The sequence below is a fragment of the Planococcus lenghuensis genome, assembly GCF_001999905.1.
Lineage (GTDB): Bacteria > Bacillota > Bacilli > Bacillales_A > Planococcaceae > Indiicoccus > Indiicoccus lenghuensis.
Map to the genome: position 1 here is coordinate 1,422,404 of NZ_CP019640.1, position 21,822 is coordinate 1,444,225.

18 protein-coding genes and 1 other annotated feature (1 of these 19 running past the window's edge) are annotated in these 21,822 nt (G+C 52.3%); of the genes, 16 read left to right on the forward strand and 2 right to left on the reverse strand.

Annotated features, from left to right (window positions below; translation table 11 throughout):
* Positions 1-13 precede the first annotated feature (13 nt).
* The 13 genes from ruvB (at position 14) to dtd (ending at position 14,966) form a co-directional block, all read left to right on the forward strand.
* On the forward strand, positions 14-1,015 hold the full coding sequence (ruvB, locus tag B0X71_RS07260; protein ID WP_077588790.1) for a Holliday junction branch migration DNA helicase RuvB: 1,002 nt from the start codon (positions 14-16) through the stop codon (positions 1,013-1,015).
* A gap of 376 nt (positions 1,016-1,391) precedes the next feature.
* Complete coding sequence (queA, locus tag B0X71_RS07265) at positions 1,392-2,441, forward strand: tRNA preQ1(34) S-adenosylmethionine ribosyltransferase-isomerase QueA (protein ID WP_077588791.1); 1,050 nt, start codon at positions 1,392-1,394, stop codon at positions 2,439-2,441.
* Positions 2,438-3,577, forward strand: a complete 1,140-nt coding sequence (tgt, locus tag B0X71_RS07270) for a tRNA guanosine(34) transglycosylase Tgt (RefSeq protein WP_077588792.1) — start codon at positions 2,438-2,440, stop codon at positions 3,575-3,577. Before queA ends, tgt begins: the two co-directional genes overlap by 4 nt.
* 69 nt (positions 3,578-3,646) lie before the next feature.
* Positions 3,647-3,907: a preprotein translocase subunit YajC gene (gene yajC / locus B0X71_RS07275; RefSeq protein WP_077588793.1), complete on the forward strand. Its 261-nt coding sequence runs from the start codon at positions 3,647-3,649 to the stop codon at positions 3,905-3,907.
* Positions 3,908-4,008: 101 nt separating this feature from the next.
* Positions 4,009-4,338: a post-transcriptional regulator gene (locus B0X71_RS07280; protein ID WP_156889808.1), complete on the forward strand. Its 330-nt coding sequence runs from the start codon at positions 4,009-4,011 to the stop codon at positions 4,336-4,338.
* Between the two features lie 55 nt (positions 4,339-4,393).
* Positions 4,394-6,670 (forward strand): protein translocase subunit SecDF, encoded by a 2,277-nt coding sequence (secDF, locus tag B0X71_RS07285; RefSeq protein WP_077588795.1) that lies wholly within the window; start codon positions 4,394-4,396, stop codon positions 6,668-6,670.
* Positions 6,671-6,934: 264 nt separating this feature from the next.
* A complete protein-coding gene (locus B0X71_RS07290) occupies positions 6,935-7,300 on the forward strand; it encodes a LapA family protein (protein WP_077588796.1) in 366 nt (121 codons plus the stop codon).
* 349 nt (positions 7,301-7,649) lie between these two features.
* On the forward strand, positions 7,650-9,992 hold the full coding sequence (recJ, locus tag B0X71_RS07295; RefSeq protein ID WP_077588797.1) for a single-stranded-DNA-specific exonuclease RecJ: 2,343 nt from the start codon (positions 7,650-7,652) through the stop codon (positions 9,990-9,992).
* Positions 9,983-10,495 (forward strand): adenine phosphoribosyltransferase, encoded by a 513-nt coding sequence (locus B0X71_RS07300; RefSeq protein ID WP_077588798.1) that lies wholly within the window; start codon positions 9,983-9,985, stop codon positions 10,493-10,495. The genes recJ and B0X71_RS07300 overlap by 10 nt, the downstream gene beginning before the upstream one ends.
* A gap of 90 nt (positions 10,496-10,585) precedes the next feature.
* Positions 10,586-12,049: a glycoside hydrolase family 55 protein gene (locus B0X71_RS07305; RefSeq protein WP_232336807.1), complete on the forward strand. Its 1,464-nt coding sequence runs from the start codon at positions 10,586-10,588 to the stop codon at positions 12,047-12,049.
* 51 nt (positions 12,050-12,100) lie between these two features.
* Positions 12,101-12,367 (forward strand): hypothetical protein, encoded by a 267-nt coding sequence (locus tag B0X71_RS21215; RefSeq protein ID WP_077588799.1) that lies wholly within the window; start codon positions 12,101-12,103, stop codon positions 12,365-12,367.
* On the forward strand, positions 12,303-14,501 hold the full coding sequence (locus B0X71_RS07315; RefSeq protein WP_077588800.1) for a RelA/SpoT family protein: 2,199 nt from the start codon (positions 12,303-12,305) through the stop codon (positions 14,499-14,501). The genes B0X71_RS21215 and B0X71_RS07315 overlap by 65 nt, the downstream gene beginning before the upstream one ends.
* Before the next feature lie 9 nt (positions 14,502-14,510).
* The gene (gene dtd, locus B0X71_RS07320; RefSeq protein WP_077588801.1) at positions 14,511-14,966 is read left to right on the forward strand and encodes a D-aminoacyl-tRNA deacylase; all 456 of its coding nucleotides are present in this window, start codon (positions 14,511-14,513) and stop codon (positions 14,964-14,966) included.
* A gap of 23 nt (positions 14,967-14,989) precedes the next feature.
* On the opposite strand, the gene B0X71_RS07325 is transcribed toward dtd, so the two are convergent.
* Complete coding sequence (locus B0X71_RS07325; protein WP_077588802.1) at positions 14,990-15,841, reverse strand: MurR/RpiR family transcriptional regulator; 852 nt, start codon at positions 15,839-15,841, stop codon at positions 14,990-14,992.
* 126 nt (positions 15,842-15,967) lie between these two features.
* On the opposite strand from B0X71_RS07325, the gene gnd reads away from it, so the two are divergent.
* The 3 genes from gnd to gntK all read left to right on the forward strand — a co-directional run bounded on the left by gnd (position 15,968) and on the right by gntK (position 19,853).
* Positions 15,968-16,852, forward strand: coding sequence for a phosphogluconate dehydrogenase (NAD(+)-dependent, decarboxylating) (gnd, locus tag B0X71_RS07330; RefSeq protein ID WP_077588803.1), 885 nt, complete (start codon positions 15,968-15,970; stop codon positions 16,850-16,852).
* A 45-nt stretch (positions 16,853-16,897) separates the two neighbouring features.
* Entirely contained in the window at positions 16,898-18,241 is a 1,344-nt protein-coding gene (locus B0X71_RS07335) for a GntT/GntP/DsdX family permease (protein ID WP_077588804.1), read from the forward strand.
* Positions 18,242-18,305: 64 nt separating this feature from the next.
* Positions 18,306-19,853, forward strand: coding sequence for a gluconokinase (gntK, locus tag B0X71_RS07340; RefSeq protein ID WP_077588805.1), 1,548 nt, complete (start codon positions 18,306-18,308; stop codon positions 19,851-19,853).
* A 297-nt stretch (positions 19,854-20,150) separates the two neighbouring features.
* Here gntK and B0X71_RS07350 read toward each other — a convergent pair whose 3' ends face one another.
* Positions 20,151-21,671, reverse strand: coding sequence for an N-acetylmuramoyl-L-alanine amidase family protein (locus B0X71_RS07350; RefSeq protein WP_156889809.1), 1,521 nt, complete (start codon positions 21,669-21,671; stop codon positions 20,151-20,153).
* A 141-nt stretch (positions 21,672-21,812) separates the two neighbouring features.
* Positions 21,813-21,822: a binding site (T-box leader), on the forward strand (it continues 225 nt past the right edge of the window).

The following is a 21,822-nucleotide window of genomic DNA, read 5'->3' on the forward strand; positions in this document are numbered from 1 at the left end:
GGAGGCGGCGGCTATGACTGAACGGATCATTGCGGGCGAGGTATCGGAGTTCGATGAGAACTTTGAACAGTCGCTCCGGCCGCAGTATTTAGCGCAGTATATCGGCCAGCATAAAGTTAAACAGCATTTGGAGATTTTCATCGAAGCGGCAAAGATGCGCGAGGAAAGCCTCGATCACGTCCTTCTGTACGGCCCGCCAGGCCTCGGGAAAACGACGCTTGCATCCGTCATCGCCAATGAAATGGGAGTCGGCATCCGCATGACAAGCGGCCCTGCCATCGAACGGCCGGGCGATCTCGCTGCAATCGTATCGTCACTGGAACCGGGCGATGTGCTGTTCATCGACGAAATCCACCGGCTGAACCGGGCAATTGAAGAAGTGCTGTACCCGGCGATGGAGGATTTCTGTCTGGATATCGTCGTAGGCAAAGGACCGGAAGCGCGCACTGTGCGGCTCGATCTGCCGCCGTTTACGCTGATCGGTGCAACGACACGGGCGGGCGCCTTGTCTGCGCCGCTCCGTGATCGGTTTGGTGTTATGAGCCGGCTGGAGTATTACGATGCGGAAGCGCTGACGGAAATCGCAGTGCGCAGTGCGAAATTGTTCGGCGCCGGCATCTCCCGGGAAGCGGCTGTGGAAATCGCCCGGCGTTCCCGGGGAACCCCGCGAATCGTCAACCGCTTATTGAAGCGGGTGCGGGATTACGCGCAAGTGCGAGGTGATGGCGACATCACACTCGACATGGCGCAGCAGGCGCTTGAACTGCTGCAAGTCGATCCGCTCGGACTTGACAGCGTCGACAGCAAATTGATCGAAGCGATGATCGAGCGCTTCCGCGGCGGACCTGTTGGTCTGGATACGATCGCGGCAAGCATCGGCGAGGAATCGACGACCGTCGAAGACGTCTATGAACCGTATCTCCTGCAGATTGGCTTCATCCAGCGTACGCCGCGCGGACGCGTCGCCTCGCATATGGCATATGAACACTTCGGCTTTGCGCTGCCGGAAGCATAGGATCAACGAATATCGAGTAATTTTGTTTATATCTTAATAATTTAAACGGAAATTTTATCTCAGCACTGCGCGTCTACGGGAGAAGCGGGGCTGTAAGACCGGCGGTGTTTGCCGGGCTTGCGGCGGGAGCTCTCCCAGAGCGGGCGGTGCGGCTGAAAATGAATGGGACTTCTTGCTGGTTACAGAACAAGTAACTTTAATTTAGAAGGTTTTTATCTTTTGGGCTCCAAGCCAAGTCATTATGCTCAAAAAACAACCGCAGTTTAAGCGACGCCACCATAGGAAAAGCGGGAGCTTCCCCAGAGCGGGCGGTACGACTAAAAGAACGCAGATTTTATTCAGAAACAGAATTTCAAATAAGGATTGTGAACGAGTAATGGAAGTAAAAGATTTCGATTTTAATTTACCTGAAGAACTGATCGCCCAGACGCCATTGGCAGACCGGACAGCGAGCCGGCTACTCGTGCTTGATAAAGACACCGGTGACACGGCGCACCGTCATTTCCGGGACATCACCGAGTATTTGACAGCCGGTGATTGCCTCGTCTTGAACGATACGCGCGTGTTGCCCGCTCGGCTTCTCGGTACGAAAGAAGAAACAGGCGCCAATATTGAATTGTTATTGCTGAAACAAACTGAAGACGATGTATGGGAAGCGCTCGTCAAACCGGCGAAGCGCGTAAAAACAGGCACGGTCGTGTCATTCGGCGAAGGGCTGCTGAAAGCGGAATGCATCGGTGAAGCGGATCATGGCGGCCGTTATTTCCGCATGATCTATGACGGGATCTTTTATGAAATCCTCGATCAGCTCGGCGATATGCCACTCCCGCCGTACATCCGCGAAAAACTCGATGACAAAGACCGGTACCAGACGGTGTTTGCCCGCGAGCGCGGCTCGGCGGCGGCACCGACTGCCGGCCTTCACTTCACCGAAGGACTGCTGGATGACTTGCGGGAAAAAGGCGTAAACGTCGTATTTATCACGCTCCACGTCGGACTTGGCACGTTCCGCCCGGTGAGCGTCGAAGACATCGAAAGCCACGATATGCATGCGGAATTTTACCGCATCACGCAGGAAACAGCGGATATCATCAATAACACGAAACGGTCGGGCGGCCGTGTTGTCGCAGTCGGAACGACGTCGGCCCGGACACTGGAGACGGTCGGCACGAAGTTCGGTGACATGCAGGAAGACAGCGACTGGACGGATATTTTCATTTATCCGGGCTATACGTTCAAGGCGGTTGACGCACTTATCACCAATTTCCATCTGCCCAAATCGACGCTTGTCATGCTCGTGAGCGCACTTGCAGGCAGAGACCATATCTTGAATGCCTACCGGGAAGCGGTCGATGAAAAGTACCGTTTCTTCAGCTTTGGCGATGCGATGCTGATCGCACCGCAAACGAAAGGGGAACCACAATGACAGCAATCCGCTATGAGCACGTTAAAACGTGCAAGCAGACCGGCGCGCGTCTGGGCATTGTCCATACGCCGCATGGTTCATTTGAAACGCCGACATTCATGCCGGTCGGCACCCAGGCGACCGTGAAAACGATGTCGCCGGAAGAACTCAAAGAAATGAATGCCGGCATCATCTTAAGCAACACATATCACCTGTGGGTCCGGCCCGGCAATGACATCATCCGCGAAGCGGGCGGTCTGCATAAATTCATGAATTGGGACCGGCCGATTCTGACTGATTCCGGCGGATTCCAGGTGTTTTCACTGAGCGACCTCCGCGACATCAAAGAAGAAGGCGTTCATTTCCGCAACCATTTGAATGGTGATAAATTATTCCTAAGCCCGGAAAAGGCGATGGAAATTCAAAATGATCTCGGATCGGACATCATGATGGCGTTTGATGAATGTCCGCCGTATCCAGCCGATTATGATTACATGAAATCAAGTGTCGAGCGCACGAGCCGCTGGGCGGAACGTTGCCTTGAAGCGCATAAACGCCCACAGGACCAGGGGTTGTTCGGCATTGTGCAGGGCGGAGAGTACGAAGAATTGCGCAAACAGAGCGCGCGGGATCTCGTCTCACTTGATTTTCCGGGTTACGCGATCGGCGGTCTGTCTGTCGGGGAGCCGAAAGATGTCATGAACCGGGTGCTCGACTTTACGACGCCATTGCTGCCGGCGGATAAGCCGCGCTACCTCATGGGCGTCGGATCTGCGGATTCCCTCATCGACGGAGCAATCCGCGGCGTCGACATGTTCGACTGCGTGCTGCCGACCCGCATTGCGCGAAACGGCACGCTCATGACGAGTGAAGGGCGCATGAACATCAAAAAAGCGCAATATAAGACGGATTTCCGGCCGATTGATGAGCACTGCGATTGTTACACGTGCCGCAATTATACCCGGGCGTACGTAAATCACCTGATCCGGGCTGAGGAAACGTTCGGACTTCGGTTAACTAGTTACCATAACCTGCGTTTTCTGATACACTTAATGGAGCAAGTACGCCAGGCGATCCGCGAAGACCGTCTCGGCGACTTCCGCGAAGCGTTTTTCGAGGCATACGGCTTCAATAAACCCAACGCGAAAAATTTCTGAAATCCGCAGATCTGCGGATTTCACCGCAAGCCATAAACAGAGAGAACGATTGAAAGGGGGAACCACCAAATGGAAACACTTTTTGCATTAGCACCGCTTCTGCTCATGTTCGTCCTCATGTGGGCACTCATCATCCGCCCGGCACAGAAGCGACAGAAAACGACAGCGAAAATGCAGTCGGACCTGCAGCGCGGCGATCGCGTGGTTACGGTCGGAGGATTGCATGGCTCGGTCGACGCACTGGATGACACAACTGTCTATCTCACAGTTGCAGACGGCACACGCATGCAATTCGAACGTCAGGCAATTGCACGCGTCGTGGACAAATAAAAGACATGTTCCGCTTTCTCCATAGGAGAGCGGAACTTTTTTAGCGGTTTTATGTCAGAGTATTCGATCAGCTCGTGGTGCAGCTGAAGAAAGGAAAGGCCATGCCTCAACAACCGCAACACTATACACTCTTGCTCCCGGTACTTGAAGCCAAATGTACGGAAATGCGTTTATTGGAATCCGGCCGGCTGACGCCGGAACAATTATGGGCGTATTGCGTCCAGAATATATGGCGAAAAAAGAACATTGACGGGTTGGCGCTGCATGAAAAAGTGCGGGATATCCTGAATGTCCGTTTATCTGGTTATATGGAATTCCGCCAGCTGGAAGGATTCAAGCGGGATAATTGGTTTTCGGAGACCGCTGCAGACGACTGGAAGGAATTGCTGAAGTCACCGGCAAAAGGCGAAAAGCGGTTTGACACGCACTAGGGCGTGTCCCATAATGAAGGTGCTGTGTTTTTAGATAGAGGAGGAAGTGCATAACATGAAAGCAAGAGGCCGGATTATCGTCTTTTTTCTGATTGTTGCGGTACTGTTCGCGACAATTTTGACAACGGCTTTGCCGACTGCCAAAAACATTAATTTAGGACTCGACCTGCAGGGCGGGTTTGAAGTGCTGTATCAAGTGACTGAGCTGGAAGATGGTGTGGAAATCACCGATGACGTGCTCGCCGATACGACGACCGCACTCATGAGACGGATCAACGTGCTCGGCGTCAGTGAGCCGAACATCCAGATCGAGAGCGGTGACCGCATTCGCGTTCAGCTCGCCGGTGTGGAAGATCAGTCGCAGGCGCGGGAGCTGCTGTCGACGGAGGCGAATCTGTCGTTCCGGGACACGGATGACAACCTGCTGCTGGACGGCAGTGATCTCGAACAAGGCGGTGCCAACGCAACAATCGGTCAGACCGGCACGCCGATTGTGACGCTCGAACTGAAAAATCCGGATGAATTCGCCGAGATTACAGAAGAGATTTCACAGCGGCCGTTCGGTGAAAACCGGATCGTCATCTGGCTTGATTTTGAAGAAGGAGTCGATTCCTACCGGTCGGAAGTAACATCCGCCAATCCGGAATTCATTTCAGCTCCTGGCGTGGACCAGCGCATCAATTCGACGAATGTGCAAATTGACGGCATCCCGACAATCGAAGAAGCGACCAACTTGGCGGGTATCCTGAATGCAGGCGCATTGCCGGTTGATCTCGAAGAAATCTATTCGACATCCGTCGGGGCCCAGTTCGGCGAACAGGCGCTTGATAAGACAACATACGCTGCAGCGATCGGCATCACGCTTGTCCTGCTGTTCATGCTTTTCTATTACCGGCTGCCGGGCTTCATCGCCGTCATCACCCTGTCGGTATACGTTTATCTCATCCTCGTGGTTTTTGAATTAATCGAAGGTGTTCTGACGCTCCCTGGTATTGCTGCGATCATGCTCGGGGTCGGGATGGCGGTCGACGCCAACATCATCACCTACGAACGGATCCGGGAAGAACTGCGCACGGGCCGCTCTGTAAAAGAATCGTTTAAAGCGGGCGCAAGTTCATCGTTCTCGGCGATTCTGGATGCGAACATCACGACACTCCTGGCGGCGGCTGTCCTGTTCTATTTCGGGACGAGCTCTGTTAAAGGGTTTGCAACGATGCTCATCATTTCGATTCTGTCGAGCTTTATCACAGCTGTCTGGGGTACACGGGTCCTTCTTGGACTGTGGGTCAACAGCGGCGTGCTCGACGGCAAGTACTGGCTGTTCGGCTTACGTAAGTCGAAAGTGCATGACGCGAAAGAAAATTACAGCATTCTCGATCTCAGCACGAAGTTTGACCGCTTTGATTTTGCCGGCAACCGCCGGAAGTTCTTTGCGGCATCACTCGCGCTCATTACGATCGGCATGATTGTCCTTGCGATTTTCCGCCTCAACCTCGGCATCGATTTTGCCAGCGGAACGCGCGTGGAAGTGACGGCGGACGAAACGCTGACGCAGCAGGAAGTGGCGGCAACGGTCGAGGAAATCGGCTATCCGTCTGATAAAATCGTCATTTCCGGCGATGATGGCTCCATCGGGGTCATCACGTATGTCGAAGAATTCAGTCAGGAACAGATTGAAGAAATCCGGACTGAACTGGCGACGGTTTACGGAGCAGATCCGAATGTGAGCACTGTATCGCCGACGGTCGGCATCGAACTTGCGCAGAATGCGCTTAAAGCCCTTGCCATCGCATCGATCGGCATCATCATCTATGTCGCTTTCCGCTTTGAGTGGCGGATGGGGGTTGCGTCCATCGTGGCGCTCCTGCACGATGCGTTCTTCATTGTGGCGGCGTTCAGCCTGCTGCGGCTGGAAGTGGATATCACGTTCATCGCTGCTGTGCTCACAATCATCGGTTATTCCATTAACGATACGATCGTGACATTCGACCGCATTCGGGAAAACATGCGGCGCATGAAGAAAATCGATACGGTTGAAGCACTGGAGAGCATTGTGAACAAATCGCTCCGCCAGACGCTCGGCCGGTCGGTGAACACCGTACTGACGGTTGTCCTGGTCGTCATCGCCCTCATTTTCTTCGGAGCGGCATCGATCCTGAACTTCTCGATCGCGCTCTTGATCGGTCTGATCGCCGGCACGTACTCGTCAATCTTCATCGCGGCCCAGCTATGGCTCGTGCTGAAGAAACGGGAACTCCAGAAGAGCGGTCCGATCGATATCGAAAAACGGGAAAAAGAACGGCAGTGGGGAACCGACGAGCCGGTTGTATAACGTTTATGTAAGAATCAGAACAGGGTAAAGTACTATAGCCCTGTTCTGATTTTTTTATTGTCCAGACTACAGCGGCCAGACTCTCGGGGTCATAAGTCCCCGCCCTCAGGAATCGGGATTTCCTGAGGATGTCGCCTTATGCCTGTTAAGGGCCCGCACGAAGCGGGTCAGGCAACCGTTGCGGCAGGAAGCCGTGGTCTTAGGTTGCCTTCCTCAATTCGGGCCGCTTGCGCTTTTCTAATTGAGGCGAAAGGAGGAAATGATATGAAAGTGCAATGGTTTCTGATTATCAGTTTATTGTTTGCAATTATCATCGCCGTTTTTGCGGTTAATAATGTGGACGCTGTGCCGGTCAATTACGTATTTGGCGAAGCCCAGTGGCCGCTCATCCTGATCATTCTGCTTTCAGCATTCGCGGGGGCGCTTATCAGCGGCAGCTTCGCATTGTTCCGCAGCTACAGGCTGAGCCGCGAAGTGAAGTCGCTGAAAAAGGAAATGGCTGAAAAAGAGTCGAAGATCGCTTCCCAGCAAAATGAAATCAGTGCATACAAGCGCTCATCCAATGAACCAGGCAAACCGGATGAACGGGACGAGCTGATTGTGGTCACCGACGAAAAAAATCCGACGTGATTTCAACAAGTCCGGATCGACATTGTATTGCTTCATGTTTTTAATGGTAATTGTGGAACCTTCCGGGAATCACCTGGAAGGTTTTTTGGTTTCCGAGAAAAACTAAAGTGATCCATCCAACTCCTTAAAAGAAGTAAATGTAAAAATCCCTTATGGCAGTCCGTCCCACATTTCCTTCTGCATTTGGAACCTGTAATCCCTTTGTTTCCGGCTTACTCAGCTGTGGTCATGCATACGACAGTTAGAAATTCTTAACCGATACAAGCTGACGCCGGGTTTAAATAGGAATGTCAACACTATTCTTACCGGGTCCCTTTTTGTATAATGAATGCGTGAGGAAGTGACATCTATGATTGAATCCAAAAAACAGTGGCAATTGTCCACACCTGATGAACATAAAACTAAACAGCTGGAGCGGGAACTCGATATTCCGCCGGTTCTTGCAAAAATACTCGTTTCCCGCGGCATGGATACGCCTGAAAAAGCCCATGCTTTTATGAATATCGACCATACATCGCTTCACGATCCGTATTTATTGAAAGACATGGATAAAGCGGTCACCCGCATCCGCGAGGCGATCGACAAACAGGAACAGATCATCGTATACGGCGATTATGATGCCGATGGCGTCACGAGCACATCGGTCATGATGACCGTGCTCCGGGACCTCGGAGCGGACGTGACGTTCATGATCCCGAACCGCTTCGATCACGGCTACGGTCCGAACAGTGAACTTTTCCAGTTGGCATCCGACAGCGGCTGCACGCTCTTGATCACCGTCGATAACGGCGTGTCGGGCATCGAACAGGCTAAGCTCGCCAAGCAGCTCGGCATGGATCTCATCATCACCGATCACCACGATATCGGGGAGGTGCTGCCGGAAGCGCATGCTGTCATCCACCCCCGCCATCCGGACTCTACATACCCATTCGGCGAACTGGCCGGCGTCGGCGTCGCCTTCAAATTGGCGCATGCCCTTTACGGCGAAGCGCCTGATCATTTATTGGAACTGGCCGCGATTGGCACCGTGGCGGACCTCGTGCCGCTGCACGGGGAAAACCGCTATCTCGTCCGGGAAGGCATCAGCCGCCTGAAGACGACCGGCCGTGCAGCGATTGCGGCGCTTTGTGAAGTGGCGGGCGTCGGAGCGCATGAAATCACGGAAGAGACGCTCGGCTTCGCTTTCGGTCCCCGCATCAATGCGATCGGCCGGCTCCAGGATGCCGGTCCCGCAGTCGATCTTCTGCTGTCGGCAGACCCGGCGGAAGCGCGGGGGCTTGCCAAGCAACTCGATATGCTCAATAAAGAACGGCAGTCCATTGTCGCGAAAATCACGGAGCAGGCGACAGCCCAAGTGCATGCGAGGCATCCGGACGGCGCGCCGCATGTCATCGTTGTCGCTCAGGAAGGCTGGAATCCCGGTGTCGTCGGCATTGTCGCATCCCGGCTCGTAGAATTGTTCTACCGGCCGACGATCGTCTTGTCGCTTGACCCGGAAACCGGAAAAGCGAAAGGGTCCGCCCGGAGCATCGAAGGCTTTCATCTATACAATGAACTGGCGCAGAACCGGGATATCCTCCCGCATTTCGGTGGCCACCCGATGGCGGCGGGCATGACGCTTGCAGCCGCTGACGTCGATGCGCTGCGGGAGCGGCTCAACCGGCAAGGAGAAGCCGTGCTGACGGACGATCAATTGATTCCGGCAGTGGAGATTGATATTCCGGTGGAACCGGCTGAAATCAGCATTGAGACGCTTGAATCGATTCGGTCGCTCGCCCCGTACGGCATGGGCTTCAGCCGGCCGAAATTTTATCTGAACGGTGTCCGGGCAGCGACGATCCGCAAAATCGGCGCCAATAAGAACCATTTGAAAATGGAACTTGAAAAAGACGGCACGGCGATCGACGCTATCGGATTCAGCCTCGGTCATTTGGCGGATGAGCTGACACCGGAAGTGAAAGTGGAAGCGATCGGCGATCTGCAGATCAACGAATGGAATGGCCGCAAAAAGCCGCAGCTGCTGCTGGAGGACTTGCGGACGACCGAGTGGCAATTATATGACATCCGTGGTGTGCGGCAAGTGACGCGCTGGGCGCCGCTCATTCCTGAAACCGACCAACTGTACGTGGTGTTCCGGAACGAAACGGTGGAAGCATTCCAGAAGCTCGTGAAGGCGCCGATCAAGCAGGCGGACGGACTTGATGAGGCGGATTGTGCTGCCCATCACCTTGTGCTGCTCGATCTGCCGGACAGCGAACAGCAGCTGCAGGATGTGCTGCTGCGCATTCGTCCAAGAAGGGTGTACTGCCATTTCTTCACAGAAGAATCCCATTATTTCGGCACATTGCCGGACCGGGATCAGTTTAAATGGCTGTTCGGCTTCCTGAAGCAGCGGGGCCGGTTCGATGTGCGGAAAGACGGAGAGACGCTCGCAAAGCATAAAGGCTGGAGCCGCGATTCACTCATTTTTATGCTGCAGGTGTTTTTTGAGCTCGGATTTGTTAAAATGAATAATGGACTGACTGAAATCGCGGAAACGCCTGTCAAACGGGATCTTTCAGAAGCACCATCTTATCAGAAACGCCAGCGGCAGATGGAACTTGAACAGAAACTCCTGTATGCGTCGTATCATGACCTGAAGGAATGGTTCAATGCCCAGCTGTCAGCCAGGGAGGAAAAAGTATGGATTTGAAACAATATGTAACCATTGTAGAAGATTGGCCGAAGCCGGGTATCCGCTTCAAGGATATATCAACGATCATGGACAACGGCACCGTTTATAAGTACGCGACGGACCAGATTGTGGAGTTCGCCAAAGAAGTCGGCGCTGAAATCATCGTCGGCCCGGAAGCGCGGGGCTTCATCATCGGATGCCCGGTCGCATATGCCCTTGAAATCGGTTTTGCGCCGGTTCGAAAAGAAGGCAAGCTGCCGCGTGAAGTGATCCGGGAAGAGTACGGACTTGAGTACGGAAAAGACGTTCTGACCATGCATAAAGATGCCATCCGGCCGGGTCAGAAAGTGCTGATCGTCGACGATTTGCTCGCGACCGGCGGCACAGTGGAAGCGTCAGCCAAAATGGTGGAACGCCTTGGCGGTGAAGTGGTCGGCTGTGCCTTCCTCATCGAACTGACCTACTTGGACGGGCGGGACAAGATCAGCCAATTCCCGATCAAAACATTGGTTTCCTACTGAACATAAATCCCCTTCACCGGCAGACGGTGAAGGGTTTTTTGCTTGATCTTTGTGAATATAGCGTGACCTTATGGCAGGAGGCGGCAGCAAGTGAAGTTAACAGAGACGCATAATCCGCTTCAGAATGAAGCATTGATTGACGGATTTTATTTTGATTTGCCGGACAGGCAGACCATCCTTGATGAAACGGCGAAATTATATGCAGAGGTCAGCGGGGGGAAACAACCGGACATCAAATCGGCGCGTCCGTCCATCCGGTCGGCTGATTTCTGGATGCGGCCTTTTTGGCGGCTGTCTGCAGAACCGGTGCCGCCCGCTGTTCCGCTGACGGCAGAAAATGGTTTCTTTCCTGCGTGGAAAGAAGATCTCGATACGGAATACAGCAAATTTGAAGCCGGCACACAGCAAGTGAATGTTGCGGATTTTGGCGCAGTAGGTGATGGCAAAACCGACAGCACGGCGGCCTTCATGAAAGCGATCGGCAACGGCGGCGTTACGGTCCGTGTGCCGGCGGGTGTATTTGTGGTGCGCGGCATTACGCTGCCGGACAATACGCGGCTTATCGGGGCGGGAAAGTCGGAGACCATCATCCGGCTGCACCGGGACGCGCCCAAAAAGCAGCGGCTCGTGGCAAACAGCAATAGCAAGAAAGGCAATCGCCGCATTGCAGTGGAAGAACTGACGCTCGACTGGAATGCGGAACGGCTGCCGACAGAAGGCCGGACAAACACGTGGGGCACTTACTCAAGCTGTCTGACATTCGCCAATGTGACATACGGCTGGGTTAAAAACGTCGGGGCCCGCAACGCCGGTCTCCACGGGTTTGATGTGACGTCCCCCTTGTACAATTATGCGGGGGACGGCCAGCGGGCCAAAAGAGGGAGCCGTTATGTGTGGATTGACGGTGCGAGCGCCTCAGGTTTCGGGGATGATGGCATCACGACGCATCACAGCGATCACATCCTCATTTCCCGGTCGCATGCATGCAACCCGAGCGGCCGGGCACATGAAGCGGGCCGTTCGAATTCGAACGGCATTGAGATTGACGACGGCTCGCGGGATGTATGGCTCGTCCATAACTCGACTTCGAATTGCGTAGGCGGCATCGAAATCAAAGCGCATTCCAATTCATCCGCAGCGGCGGACGTACATATATTCGGCCATCTATCGGTCGGTGATAACCGGTCATTTAATTTCCGTCACATCGGACATCACCGGGACGGCGATCCGGTATCGCAGACAGCTTGGAACATCAAAGCCCAGCTCCTCGTCTCGATGGGGCCGGTGCCGACAGAACTGTATCCTTCGTCGACACCGCGTGCGCTCACGGTTTCTGCTTACCGGCATGTGGCTGTTAACCGGTTTTGCTTTGTGGGCGAGGAACACATCGACTACGGGGGAGAGCCGGCAGCCTCCATTCAGTTCAAAGCGGATTACGTGGGATTGGCGAATGGCTGGATCGAAGGGTTTGGCACAGAAAATGGAATTGCTGTGCCGGCACTGGAAAAAGGCGCGAAATGTGTCTTATTGACGAATATTGTCGAAACGCCATAGTCTAAAGCTTTACATTTGGCAGAAAGTTTTCGATAATAAAGGAATACACTTTTGGAACAGTCCGCACGTGAGATAGCCGGCGATCAGCCAGGCAAGCAAGAATTTCAGGATATCGGCGATCAGTCAGGGCAGCATTGTTTTGCCCTGATTACTTATGGGAAAGCAGATGTTGTCGGGTATTTGAACAAGCAGCTCCCTGCCGGCAGATCCGCCGGCAAAGCTGAAGGAAATAACAAAAGCAAGGTGGGCAATTATGGCGAAAGATCAAATCAAAACAGCCGAAGATGTCTTTGCGGACGCGGCAGCTTATATGAATGAGCAGCATGTCGCGATGGTAAAAAAGGCATACGATGTCGCAGAACTGGCACACCGCGGCCAGCTCCGTAAATCAGGTGAACCGTATATTGTCCATCCTGTTCAGGTTGCCGGCATTCTGACCGATCTGCAGATGGACCCGCAGACCGTCGCAGCCGGTTTCCTGCATGATGTCGTCGAGGATACGGACGTCTCGCGCGATGACATTGTCCGGGAGTTCAGTGAAGAAGTCGCACTCCTGGTGGACGGTGTAACAAAGCTCGGTCAGATTAAATACATGTCCAAAGAAGAGCAGCAGGCGGAAAACCACCGGAAAATGTTTGTGGCCATGGCCCAGGATATCCGGGTCATTTTGATCAAACTGGCGGACCGGCTGCACAATCTGCGGACATTGAAATACCAGACGGCGGATAAACAGCGGATGAAAGCGGCAGAGACGCTTGAAATTTTTGCGCCGATCGCACACCGGCTTGGAATTTCCACCATTAAGTGGGAGCTTGAAGATACCGCCCTCCGCTACTTGAATCCCCAACAGTACTACCGCATCGTGAACCTGATGAAGAAAAAACGCAACGAGCGGGAAGATTACCTGAAAGACGTCATTGAAGAAATCCAGCGCCAGCTCGATGAAGTGGAAATTGAAGCGGATATCTACGGCCGTCCGAAACATATCTACTCCATCTATAAGAAAATGGCGATGCAAAACAAGCAGTTCAATGAAATTTATGATTTGATTGCGGTGCGCATCACGGTCGGCAGCATCAAGGACTGCTATGCAGTGCTCGGCATCATCCATTCGACGTGGAAACCGATGCCCGGCCGCTTTAAGGATTATATTGCAATGCCGAAACAGAATTTGTACCAGTCGCTCCATACGACCGTGATCGGACCGCAGGGCGACCCGCTTGAAGTGCAGATCCGCACGGAAGAAATGCACCGCATCGCCGAATACGGGGTTGCGGCCCATTGGGCGTACAAAGAAGGCAAAAATATTGAAACGACCCAGAATACGGTCGATCAGCGGCTGACATGGTTCCGGGAAATCCTCGAGTTCCAGAATGCTTCGTCCAACGCGGAAGAATTCATGGAGTCGCTGAAATTCGATTTATTCTCGGATATGGTTTACGTCTTTTCACCAAAAGGCGATGTCATGGAATTGCCGGCCGGTTCCTGTCCGATCGATTTCGCTTACCGCGTGCATTCGGAAATCGGCCATAAAATGATCGGGGCCAAAGTGAATGGCAAGATGGTACCGCTCGACACGAAACTGAGCACCGGTGATATTGTGGAAGTGCTGACATCAAAGCAATCATTCGGCCCGAGCCGGGACTGGCTGAAAATCGCTCAGTCCTCTCAGGCAAAGAATAAGATCAAGCAATTTTTCAAGAAGCAGGTCCGCGATGAAAACGTCAATAAAGGCAAGGACATGATCGAACGCGAAATCCGGTCACAGGACTTTACCGTCAAGGATATCCTGACAAATGAAAATATCAAGCGGGTCTGTGAAAAATACAATTTTGCCGGGGAAGAAGATCTGTATGCGGCTGTCGGATTCGGCGGCATCACTGCCCAGCAAATCGTCAATCGCCTGGCGGAGCGGGAACGCCGCAAACGCGAACAGGATGAAGCGCTTGAACGGGTGACGATTGAAATGCGGACGGCTACCCCGAAAAAACCGACGGAATCCGGCGTCGTAGTGCGGGGCATCGATAATTTGATGATCCGCCTGTCCCGCTGCTGCAATCCGGTGCCGGGTGACCCGATCATCGGTTTTATCACAAAAGGACGCGGCGTTTCTGTACACCGCGGCGACTGTCCGAATATTTCGGTTGAAGAAACTGAACGTCTGGTGCCGGTGGAATGGGACGGATCGGAAAAAGAAGCGGCTGCGCTCAAACAGTATTCCGTGGATATCGCAGTGGAAGCGTACGATCGGCCTGGCCTCGTAAATGAAGTGATGCAGCTTGTCAATGACACCCGGACAAGCATCACGGCCGTGAACGCCCAGGCGGATAACGATAAAATTGCAACGATTAACCTGACCATCATGATTCCGAACGTTTCAACGCTTGACCGCGTTGTCGGCCGGATCAAAGGGCTGCCGGATATCTACTCCGTTCAGCGGGTTACGAATTGAGGTGAGACCATGAAGATTGTGCTTCAGCGCTCGAAGGAAGCGGCAGTGACGGTTGACGGTGAAGTTACCGGGAGCATTGCATCCGGCTATGTGCTTCTCGTCGGTCTCACGCATATGGATACACAAGAAGATGTGAAATATACAGCGAAGAAAATTGCCGGGCTCCGGCTGTTTGAAGATGCGGAAGGCAAAATGAACCGATCGATTCAGGAAGCGGGCGGGGAAGTCCTGTCCATTTCCCAATTCACTTTGTACGGCGATGTGCGGAAAGGGCGGCGGCCGAGCTTCACGGAAGCGGCCCGGCCCGAACAGGCGGAACAGCTGTACGAAGCGTTCAACGACGAGCTCCGGAAACACGGATTGACTGTTGAAACCGGCGTATTCGGCGCAATGATGGATGTATCACTCGTCAACGACGGCCCGGTAACGATAATCGTTGAATCCAGGCAAACAGAAAAAGACTGACTCACTTGGAGTCAGTCTTTTTTTTATAGCCGTTTTTGCGACATGGCGTTCCGCATGTTATTGATGGCTTGTTTCCCTTTATCGCCGCGGGCAATCATTAAATTCGTATAAAGGGCGTCAATCAGCGACAATTGGGCGATTCGCGAAGACAGCGCTTCCGAACGGTAATCCGTTTCTTCGGAGACTGTATAAAGTGCAATGTCCGCTTCTTTTGATAGAGGTGACTTGGCGAAATTGGTCACACAAATCACCGTTACTTCCTTTTCCTTCAGCACGCGGAGTACTTCCAGCACATCGGTTGTGGAACCGGAGTGGGAAATGATGATCGCGACATCCCCTTTTTCAAGTTGTGACGCTGACATCAATTGAATGTGCGCATCGAGATTCATCGCCACGTGAAGACCGAGGCGGATGAATTTATGATAGCCGTCCAGTGCCACGATGCCCGATCCGCCGTTTCCAAAAAACTCGATTTTCCTTGCGCTTAAAATTTCTGCTGCGGCTCGTTCGATGGCAGCCTCGTCTAAAATTCCAAGTGTGTCCTCAATGGCTTTCATATTTGTATGGAAAACTTTTTCGGAGACAGTCTTCATGCTGTCTCCTTCTTCAATTTCCTCGTGAATATCTTTCAAAGGTGTCACGATTTCTGCCGCAAGCGCGATTTTGAACGCCTGAAATCCCTTAAAGCCAATGCGCTGACAGAAGCGGAAAATGGTTGATTCCGCCAGATTCAGCTCATCTGCGATTTGATTGATCGTCAGGTGGATGATGTTTTTTGGATCTGCCAGTACAAAATCGGCTATTTTTCGCTCTTTGTCACTGAACTGAGAATAACTGCCGCGGATTGCGGCAAGTGCGTGCGTTTGTCCCTGCAATGAAATCCCTTCTTTCTATCGCTCAGTTTTATTTTACATGAAAAAGAAACTATTGCTTATAGAAAAATATTCGATATAATATTAAATATAAAGAAAAAAATTCTTCCAAACAAAAGGAGTGCTAATATGCAGATCGGAATGATTGGCTTAGGCAAAATGGGAAAGAACCTGGCGCTTAACTTGGCAGATCACGGCCACGAGGTAATCGGATACGACAGCAATGCGGCCGGAGAAGAAAACGGTTTCAAACTGGCGAAATCGGTTGGAGAACTTGTCGAGCGTCTTGAAAAACCCCGTACCGTCTGGCTGATGGTGCCGGCGGGTGACATCACGGAAACGGTCCTGACGGAACTGAGCGGGCTGCTAGAAGCAGGAGATACGATTATCGATGGCGGAAATTCCAATTACAAAGATACCGTCCGGCGGGCGAAGGAATTGAATGAGAAAGAGCTTTTCTTCTTTGATTGCGGCACAAGCGGCGGAACGGAAGGCGCCCGGAACGGGATTTGCGCAATGATTGGCGGAGATGCGGAAAAGTTTAAAGAACTTGAGCCGGTATTCCAAGGGATCTCTGTGACGGATGGCTATCTGTATACCGGAAAAGCCGGGAGCGGCCATTTCCTGAAGATGATTCACAACGGCATCGAATATGGCATCATGCAATCGATTGCTGAAGGGTTCGACATTCTGAATAAAAGTGATTTTGACTATGAGTACGAAAAAGTGGCCCGGGTTTGGAATAACGGTTCGATTATCCAGTCATACCTCATGGGACTCACAGAAAATGCATTTTCGAAAGACCCGGAACTGGAAAGCATCCGCGGTGTGATGAATTCTTCCGGGGAAGGAAAATGGACAGTCGAAACAGCGCTGGACTTCAACGTTCCTGCTCCAGTTATCGCGTTGTCTCTGATGATGCGTTACCGCTCACAAGAAGACGACACATTCACCGGAAAAGTGGTGGCAGCTCTCCGGAATGAATTCGGCGGACACGCCGTTGAGAAAAAATAACGTTTAACGATTGAGTTTGAAACAGCATGTTGAGGAGGGTGACAAATGGATGGATCGTTGTTAATTTTAGTGGCGCTTGCCGGGATTCTGCTGTTATTATTCCTGGTGATTGTAGTGAAACTGCACGCATTTGTTGCGCTGCTGCTCGTCAGCTTACTTGTCGGCATAGCCGCTGGAATGCCGCTGACAGGAGTACTTGAATCGATTATCGAAGGAATGGGCGGCACGCTCGGCTTTGTGGCGATCGTCGTCGGACTCGGTGCCATGTTCGGCAAAATGCTTGAGATCTCAGGCGGAGCGGAGCGGCTTGCTTCCACGCTGATCAAAAAATTCGGGGAAGATAAAGCGCAATGGGCGCTTGGCATCACCGGCTTTATCGTTGCCATTCCCGTATTTTTTGATGTCGGCTTCATCATTTTAGTGCCGCTTGTATACGGTCTGGCAAGAAAGACCGGCCGTTCTTTACTGTATTACGGCATTCCGCTGCTGGCGGGTCTTGCTGTCACGCATAGCTTTATTCCCCCGACCCCCGGCCCGATCGCAGTGGCGGATTTAGTCGGAGCGGAGCTTGGCTGGGTCATCCTGTTTGGTGCGATGGCGGGTCTTCCGGCAATGATTCTGGCCGGACCGCTTTTTGGCCGATTTATCGCGAAGCGAATCCATGTGAGCATTCCGGATTATATGGAAATTGATACGGAGAAGGAATACGATAAAGAAATGCCGAGCTTTGGTATGATCACGTTCCTGATTCTGATTCCGCTGATCCTGATTCTGTCGAATACACTTTCAACCGTGCTGTTGGAAGAAGGGAATGCGCTTCGAAGTGTGTTGGTATTCCTTGGCCATCCGATCGTCGCGTTAATCATTGCGACATTGCTGACTTTTTACTTGCTCGGCACACGTCGCGGCTATACACGACAGGAAGTGCAGGATATTGCGACAAAAGCATTGGAGCCTGCGGGAATTATCATTCTCGTCACAGGTGCCGGCGGTGTGTTCAAACAAGTGCTGATCGATTCCGGAGTCGGTGTGGTATTGGGTGAAATGATGAATAATTCAGCCATGCCTGCAATCGTACTGGCATTCCTTATTGCAACGGCTGTCCGTGTGGCTCAAGGTTCTGCAACCGTTGCCATGGTGACAGCAGCCGGTCTGATTACACCACTGTTGGAGCTAAATAACGTGACGGGACCGGCGCTCGGTTTGATTGTTATTTCCATTGCGTCAGGAGCAACTGTGCTTTCCCATGTGAATGACTCAGGTTTCTGGCTCGTTAACCGGTTCTTCGGTATGGATGTGAAAGACACACTGAAATCTTGGACGGTTATGGAAACCATCATCGGTCTTACCGGTTTCGTCGTGGTGCTTACAATTAGCTTATTCATTTAGCAAAGCGGAAAAAGAAAAAGGGCTGTTCCTTTTTCTTTTTCTTTTGATATAAGGAGAGAATGCAATGACTGAACACCATTATTATTTAGGTGTGGATATCGGGACGACATCCACAAAGGCTGTCCTGTTCAATAAAAGAGGCGAAACGATTGCGAGTGCAACCGTATTGTATCCATTGCATACACCGACACCGACAACAGCTGAGCAGGACCCGGAAGAATTGTTCCAGGCTGTGCTTGAAGCGATCCGCAGCGCGGTCAAGAAAAGTGAAGTCGATGCGAAAGCGATCCGGTTCGTCTCTTTCAGCTCGGCCATGCACAGCCTGATCGCCGTCGACGCAGCGGGGAAGCCGCTGACCAATAGCATTACGTGGGCGGATACGCGAAGTGCACCATTTGCAAAACAAATTTTAAATGAACTGGACGGGCATGCAATTTACTTGCGGACGGGCACGCCGATTCATGCGATGTCACCCCTTTCAAAGCTCGTCTGGCTGAAATCGGAAAAGCCGGCGCTGTTTCAAACGGCTGCAAAGTTCATTGGCATCAAAAGTTTCGTCTTTCATAAATTATTCGGTGAATATATTGTCGATCACTCCATTGCATCGGCTTCAGGGCTGTTCAATTTAAAACAGCTGGACTGGGACAGCGGGGCACTGGAAGTGGCTGGCGTTACGCAGGATCGCTTAGCGAAAGCGGTTCCGACGACATTCCAGCTGTCAGGCCTCAAAGAAAAGTATGCCGCCTTCATGGGATTGCCGGCGAAAATTCCATTTGTCATTGGGGCAAGCGATGGCGTGCTGGCGAATCTCGGTGTGGATGCCATTGAACCGGGGGCTGTAGCAGTGACAATCGGGACAAGCGGAGCGATCCGTACCGTAACACGTGAACCAAAAACAGATCCAAAAGGAAGAACGTTCTGTTACGCGCTGACAGAAGATCATTGGGTAATCGGCGGCCCTGTCAATAACGGCGGGATTGTGCTTCGCTGGCTCCGGGATGAATTCGCTGCAGCGGAAGTGGAAACGGCAAAACGGCTTGGCATCGATCCGTATGATGTGCTGACAAAAATTGCATCCGGCGTGAATCCGGGGGCTGATGGACTGCTGTTTCATCCCTACATGACCGGAGAACGGGCGCCCTTATGGAATGCGGATGCCCGGGGATCATTTTTCGGACTGAGTATCCACCATAAAAAACAACATATGATCCGCGCTGTTCTTGAAGGGATCGTGTTCAATTTATACACTGTCCTGCTCGCTTTGGAAGAACTGGCGGGAGAGCCGCTGCGGATCCAGGCATCCGGCGGGTTCGCGCGTTCAGCTATGTGGCGTCAATTGATGGCGGATATTTTCGATAAACCAGTCATTATACCGGAAAGCTTTGAAAGTTCCTGTCTTGGAGCAATCATCCTCGGCATGTATGCGACCGGTGAAATCCAGGACTTCAATGTGGTGTCCGATATGATCGGCAAAACGCATACCCATCACCCGGAGGCAGAATCGAGCGGCGTTTACCGGGAACTGCTGCCAATCTATATCCGGCTGTCACGGCTGCTGGAAGAAGAGTATGGAAGCATCGCGGAATTCCAGCGAAAACATATTCAGGAATAAGAAAGCTGATGCCGGGTCTCCGGCATCAGCTTTTGTGGTTTGGCGTGAAAATTCGCTGGAAGCAGCAGAAAGGGGTGGAGTGAAACCACGTTAAAAGCCAGTGGGTGCATAATAAAATCTGCTGAGTGCACATTAAGATCTGTTGAACACACTTTAAGAAGGAATGAGCCGCTATAAGTCAAGAGCCAGCCGAGTGTGCTGTCTTTCTTGAGCAGAAGGTCTTTGACAGAACGGGGAATCTTCATAAAAAAACAGGCGGATCAGGAAATTTCCTGATCCGCCTGTTGATCTGCAGATTTAATTAAAATAATCCACAAGTCCTGTGTAAATGCCGTACGCTGCCTGCCGGCGATACTGATCCGTCGACACGAACCGCTCTTCGTTCGGATTGCTCAGGAAACCGAGCTCGACGAGGATGGCTGCCTGGCGATTTTCCCGGAGCACTAAGTAATTGCCGGTACGAACGCCGCGATCCCGCAAGTTCGTCTGGCCGTCAACGCCGTCGCTGACATGCTGGGCGAGGCTCTTTTGATAGTTATGCAGGTAATACGTAGTGAATCCATTGACTGAGCGGTCGTACGTTGAATCGTAATGCAGGCTGATGAATGCGTCAGCATCTGTCTGATGTGCGATGGCCACACGGTCCCGCAAATAGACATAGTGATCGGACGATCGGGTGAGCGTCACGGAAGCGCCTGCCGCCCGCAGATTGGCAGCGAGCAGTTCAGCGGTTTGCAGCGTCAGCGTCTTCTCCACGGTTTTATAATACCCGACGGTTCCGCCGTCAATGCCGCCGTGGCCGGGATCAATCACAATCGACACACCTGAAAGAGACCCGGAACTGGCTGTCTGCTGGGCTGCCGGTGCTGTAATTTTCGAACCGTCACTGGATGAAACGACCCAGCCCGCAATCCATGCGGTTTTGCCATTGCTCAGTTTCACTTGATACCAATTATTGGACATGTCCGTAACATTCAGAACCGTTCCGGCATTCAGCTGCCCGATGACAGCTGATGAAGTTGTCGGGTTGGAACGCACATTGGTGCGGTTTTGCAGGACCGTCACAGTTTTACCGGTGTTTGCGACTGCAGGTTTCGGCTGTGCCGTTTCTTTGCCGGACAGACTGCCGTATGATTTATACACCCAGCCGCTGCCGCCGTCCGCAAGCCGGATATTCACCCAGCTGCCTTGGACGCCAAGAACTTTGAATGATTGGCCTTTATGGACAGTGCCGATTTTTTTCGAATTCAGATCTGCACCTGAACGCACGTTCAATGTGTTTACTGAAACCGTGAATGCCGATGCGGAAGCTTGAGCCGGCTGTGGTTTCGGCTGCGCCTGTGCTGCCGCTTTTGATATTATGTATTGGCTGGAAACAAATCCGCGCGTGCCTTTGAAATCGACTTCCGTCCACCCGCCTGCCGAACTTTTAACCGTTGCCGTGTCTCCTTTGTCCATCTGTGTCAGTACTTGGCCGGACGTGCTTGGCTGGGAGCGGACATTCAACCGGTTGACGCTGGATACAGCAGTTGCGCTGGCGGTTGTCTCTGAAGATACGGTTTTTGTCAGCCAGGAAGCGATCCAGCCAGTTTTACTGCCGACTTTGACTTCATACCAATCTCCTTTTTCCGACAGGACATTGACGTCATTTCCTTTTGACAGGCTGCCGACGAGGCCATGGGACAGGCTTGGACCGGACCGGACATTCAACGATGGAACTGTCACTTCCACGGTGCCGGCCGCAGAAACGGGGGCACTGAAGAACATGGCGATCAATAAGATTAGGATAATATGTAGTGCGACCCATTTTTTGTTCAATTAAACACCTCCTGTTTTCCTATCCATATTATACAATTCCGGTCAAATAAATCTACGTTTTCTGAAAAAATAAGCAAAAATAATGCGGCTTGACAAGTGCATGCCGGATGATTAACATAAGGTTTATTCAATTAGGATGAATAGTTGCCGA